This window comes from Mycobacterium sp. (assembly GCF_025933915.1).
Taxonomy (GTDB): Bacteria; Actinomycetota; Actinomycetes; order Mycobacteriales; family Mycobacteriaceae; genus Mycobacterium.
In genome coordinates, this window is sequence record NZ_JAICZA010000240.1 from 1 (window position 1) to 5025 (window position 5025).

Sequence of the window (5025 nt, forward strand, 5' to 3'; positions counted from 1 at the left end):
CCACGCGCCCGGGCCGCCGCCGACAGCCGGGCCAGGCCGTCACGGCCGCCGAGCTCAGGGGACACCGTCGTGGGGTCGGTGACGTCGTAGCCGTGGCTCGACCCGGTGGTCGCGGTCATGATCGGGGACAGGTACAGGTGCGTCACCCCGAGGTCGTTCAGGTAGTCCAGCAGGTTTTCCGCGTCGGCGAAGGTGAACGCGGAGCCACTCGATTCACCACGCAACTGCAGCCGGTAGGTGGACAGGATGGGTAAATCCATGCGTCACAAAGTCTTACGCAAGACGAGCAGCGAGCGCGACGGCAGCGACACCTTCTCCTCGGCGGTCACCACCTGATCGGCTCCCTCCTTGAGGCCCGCCGCTTCGTTGGTGTCCAGCTCCACCGTCCACTCCTGGGCATAGTCGTCGGGCGGCATCGAGAACTCCACCGGTTCGTCGCCGGCGTTGAAACACAACAGGAATGAGTCGTCGACCACTCGCTCCCCGCGGGCATTGGGCGCGCTGATGGCGTCACCGTTGAGAAAAACGGCCACGCACTTGTGAAAACTTTCGCCCCAATCCTCGTGCGTCATCTCCCGGCTACTGGGGTTCAGCCAGGCGATATCGCGGACTTCGTCGCCCGTCCTGATCGGCCCGCCCTCGAAAAAACGCCGCCGGCGAAACACCGGATGTTTCTTGCGCAGTGTGGTCACCTTGCGCGCGAACGCCAACAGATCCGAGTTCTTGTCCACCAAAGACCAGTCCATCCAAGATAATTCGGAGTCCTGGCAGTAGACGTTGTTGTTGCCGTTCTGGGTGCGACCCAGCTCGTCACCGTGGGCGATCATCGGCGTGCCCTGGCTGAGCATCAGGGTCGCCCAGAAGTTGCGCATCTGGCGGCGGCGCAGCTCGGTGATGTCGGGGTCGTCGGTCGGGCCTTCGACGCCGCAGTTCCACGATCGGTTGTGGCTTTCCCCGTCCCGGTTGTCCTCCCCGTTGGCCATGTTGTGCTTTTCGTTGTAGGACACCAGGTCGGCCAGTGTGAATCCGTCGTGCGCGGTGACGAAGTTGATGCTGGCGCTGGGGCGCCGGCCGGTCGCCTCGTACAGGTCCGACGACCCGGTCAGCCGGGAGGCGAACTCACCCAGGGTTGCGGGCTCGCCCCGCCAGTAATCGCGCACAGTATCGCGATACTTCCCGTTCCATTCGGTCCACAAACCCGGGAAATTTCCGACTTGATAACCGCCCTCGCCGACATCCCACGGTTCGGCGATCAATTTGACCTGGCTGACGATCGGATCCTGCTGCACCAGATCGAAGAACGCGCTCAATCGGTCGACGTCGTGCAGTTCGCGGGCCAGCGTCGCGGCCAGGTCGAAGCGGAATCCGTCTACGTGCATCTCGGAGACCCAGTAGCGCAGCGAGTCCATGATCAGCTGCAGCACGTGCGGGTGGCGTGGGTTGAGGCTGTTGCCGGTGCCCGTGTAGTCCTTGTACAACCGCAGGTCGGTGTCGACGAGGCGGTAGTACGCGGCGTTGTCGATGCCGCGGAAGTTGATGGTCGGGCCGAGGTGGTTGCCCTCGGCGGTGTGGTTGTACACCACGTCGAGGATCACCTCGATGCCCGCCTCGTGGAAGCTGCGCACCATGGACTTGAATTCGGCGACGCTCGAGTTACGGTTGGCCGCGTATTGGTTGTGCGGGGCGAAGAACCCGAACGTGTTGTAGCCCCAGTAATTTCGCAACCCCAGGTCCAGTAGACGCGAGTCGTGCATGAACTGGTGGACCGGCATCAGCTCGATGGCGGTGACGCTGAGTGACTGGAGATGGTCGATGACCGCCGGGTGGCCGAGGCCGGCATAGGTCCCCCGGAGCTCCTCGGGGACGCTGGGATGGTTCTGGGTCATGCCCTTGACATGCGCCTCGTAGATGACCGTTTCGTGGTACGGGGTCAGCGGCGCCCGGTCGGATCCCCAGTCGAAAAACGGATTGCTCACCGCGCTGGTCATGGTGTGGCCCAGCGAGTCGATCATGGGCGGGGTTCCGGGGTCGGTCCCGTCGGCGTTGGGGCCCTCCGGCTCGACAGCCTTCAGGTCGTAGGAGAACAGCGCCTGGCCGAACGTGAAATCGCCGTGAAAAGCCTTCCCGTACGGGTCGAGCAACAGCTTGCTGGGATCACAGCGGTGACCGGCAGCCGGGTCGAAGGGGCCGTAGACGCGAAACCCGTAGCGCTGGCCCGGGTTGATGTTCGGTAGATACGCGTGCCAGACATATCCGTCCACCTCCTCCAAGGGAATCCGTGACTCGTCGCCTCGGTGGTCGATCAGACACAGCTCGACCTTTTCGGCGATTTCGGAGAACAGAGAGAAGTTGGTGCCTGCGCCGTCGTAGGACGCTCCGAGCGGATAGGGGTTTCCCGGCCAGACGGTCGCGAGTTTGGGTTGTTGATTACCGCCTGATTCTGAAGCGGGATTGTTGGTTGGCACCTTTCGACCTTATCCGCGCCGCAGGGCGCTCACGAACGTGACGGCCGTCCGCGAAGGCGCTCACCACCAGCCGGTGTTCTCGGCGATCTGGCGGCCCAGCTCAGCTGCCATGGTCCGCACGTACGTGGGGGACAGGTGGTGGGCACCGTGATAGACCAGGATGTTCCCCTCGACCGGTCGGCAGACGTCGGTGCGGCAGATCGCGTCCGACATGTCGAGCACCTTGAGCTGGGGGAACTGGGTGACGAAGTCGAGTGTCTGGTTGTGGTCGGAGAGCAGGTCGGACCGCTTGATCGCGCATGACTGCGTGGTGGCGCCCCGTTTGGCCAGGCAATCCGCCGGGTCGAACGGCTGGCCGTTCTTCACCAGCCACGGGGTGTCTCGCATCCCGAGGATGGGAATGTTGTTGTCGGACAACGTTTGCCAGATCCCGATATAGGTGGCGGGCATCACGTCGCCGGTCTTGATGTTCCACGGCCGGGTGGTGGTGGTGAAGACATAGTCGGGCCGGTCGGTGACCAGTTTGGTCATCGTCTCCTGCACCCACTCGCGGCACTGCGGGTAGGCGGCGTTGTTGCCCATGATCAGCGGGACCTGCTCGGTCGACAGCGGGCAGCCCATCTTGAGATATGTCACGACCTTGAAGTGATGCAGGTTGCCCAGAATGTCCAGCGCGGGCAGCCAATGCTCGGCATGCGACCCGCCCGCCAGCGCGATCGTCCGCTCGGCGGCCGCATCGCCGTAGGTGCAGTTGACCACCGCCGGGTTGACGAAGTCGCTGATGCAACCGTCCTTGGTCGAGGCCGGCAGGTCTTTCTTGACCTCCAAGACGGTGGGCCGCATCGGCAACGCCGGCACCCGCACGTGTTCGGTCAGGGCGCGCGCGCCGGGGTAGTCCTGCGGGTTGAGGACGCTGAGCTCCGTGCCGGCCGCCCGCAACACCGTGACGTGCTGACGCCACGTGAACGACGTTGCGGCCAGGGTCACGCCGAGCAGCACGACCGCCGATCCCAGCACCAGCGTCGGCTTCGGCAGGCGGGTCAGCCACGCGGTCGTCGGCGCCGTCGGCCGGGGGGCCGGTTTCGAGGATGCGCGGTAGCGCAGCGGGTCCTCGACGAGCCGGTTGGTCAGATACGCCAGCGCACCGGAAACCAGCAGCAGCACCGCGCCTTCGATGAAGGTGGCGTGCTTATGGCCGCTGTAGGACAGCCAGAAGATCAGCAGGGGCCAGTGCCAGAGGTAAAGCGAATACGCCATGGCGCCCAGCTCGACGAGCGGGCGCGTCGCCAGCAGCCGATTAGGCAGTGGCAATCGGCCGTCGGCGCCACGATCGCCCGTCAGGCCGGCTCCGACGAGGATCAGCAGCATGGCGGCGCCGACCGGCACCAGGGCCCACGGGCCGGGGAACTCCCGCACGCCGTCGATCAGCGCCCCGCAGGACAGCACGGCGCCCAGCGCGACCGTCGCCAACACCGTGCGCAACCACATGGGCCAGCGGATGCGGGGGACCAGCGCGCCGACCAGCGCTCCCAGCAACAACTCCCATCCCCGAGCGAAGCTGTCGTAATAGGCGGCCGTCTGATTCTCCTGATGCGCGACGATCGCGTAGACGAACGATGCCACCGTCAATGCGCTCAGCGCCACCACGAACACGGTCCGCGGCCGGGTGCCCGGCGCACGCCCGAACAGGTAGGCCAGGCCGGCGATCAATATCAGGAAGCTGACGTAAAACTGGCCCTGCACCGACATCGACCAGATGTGCTGCAGCGGGCTGACGGCCTCGCCCGCCCGCAGGTAGTCGGAGGCGGTGTTGGCCAACTCCCAGTTCTGGTAGTAGCCGAGGCTGGCCAGGCTTTGGTCGGCGAAGGTCTCCCAGCGGGTCTCCGGCTGAACCAGGATGGTGAGCGCCGCGCAACCCGCCAGCACGACGACCAAGGCCGGAACGAGGCGACGGACGAGCCGGGTCACCTCCGCCACCGGCGACAGGGTAACCGCCGGGTTCAACGCGGCCCGAATGATCTTGCCGCCGAAGAAGAATCCGGACAGCGCCAAGAACACGTCGACGCCGCCGGAGACCCGGCCGAACCAGACGTGGAACACGGCGACCAAGGCGATCGCGATGCCCCGCAGGCCGTCGAGGTCGTAGCGATAGAACCCCCGCGTCGCCTTGGTACGCGCCCCCGCAGTGCCCGGATCGGCGGGGGCGACCGGTGAAGGAGAGCGTGTCAGGGTCTGCATGATCGACCGCTAATTTACCCAAAACCCGCCACTCGCTCCTGACCGCGCGCCGCGGGAAGGCCGTTCAGCGGGTCACTGAACGTTTCCGCACGTTTCCGCGCCGGGCGGCGGGGGAGCAAGCGGCGGGTGTCGGACGACCGGGAACGGCCGGGAAATTACCGCGTGAGACCGGCGCCGGCCGGCTGCAACGGCGCCTGCTGGGCGGGCAGCTGCTGCAACGGGGCCTGTTGCGTCGGGACTTGCTGCAGGGGCGCCTGCTGTGTCGGCACCTGCTGTAGCGGCGCCTGCTGGGTCGGGGCCTGTTGCAGCGGTGCCTGCTGGG

The 5025-nt window shown here is 65.9% G+C and carries 3 protein-coding genes and 1 pseudogene; all 4 read right to left on the minus strand.

The annotated features are described in order from the left end of the window. Nucleotides 1–260, minus strand: a 260-nt coding sequence (locus tag Q0W90_RS23090) for an alpha-amylase family glycosyl hydrolase (protein ID WP_297776868.1), incomplete at its 3' end; no start/stop codon positions are given. Nucleotides 261–263: 3 nt separating this feature from the next. Next, complete coding sequence (gene glgX, locus Q0W90_RS23095) at nt 264–2465, minus strand: glycogen debranching protein GlgX (protein WP_297776871.1); 2202 nt, start codon at nt 2463–2465, stop codon at nt 264–266. A gap of 60 nt (nt 2466–2525) precedes the next feature. Continuing rightward, entirely contained in the window at nt 2526–4703 is a 2178-nt protein-coding gene (locus tag Q0W90_RS23100) for an acyltransferase family protein (protein WP_297776874.1), read from the minus strand. Nucleotides 4704–4858: 155 nt separating this feature from the next. Then, nucleotides 4859–5025, minus strand: a pseudogene (locus Q0W90_RS24530) (inv protein); the annotation flags it as partial.

What these genes read in the sequence shown, in the direction of transcription:
- Q0W90_RS23100 (WP_297776874.1), bottom strand. Translation starts at nt 4,703, where the DNA reads ATGCAGACCCTGACACGCTCTCCTTCACCGGTCGCCCCCGCCGATCCG.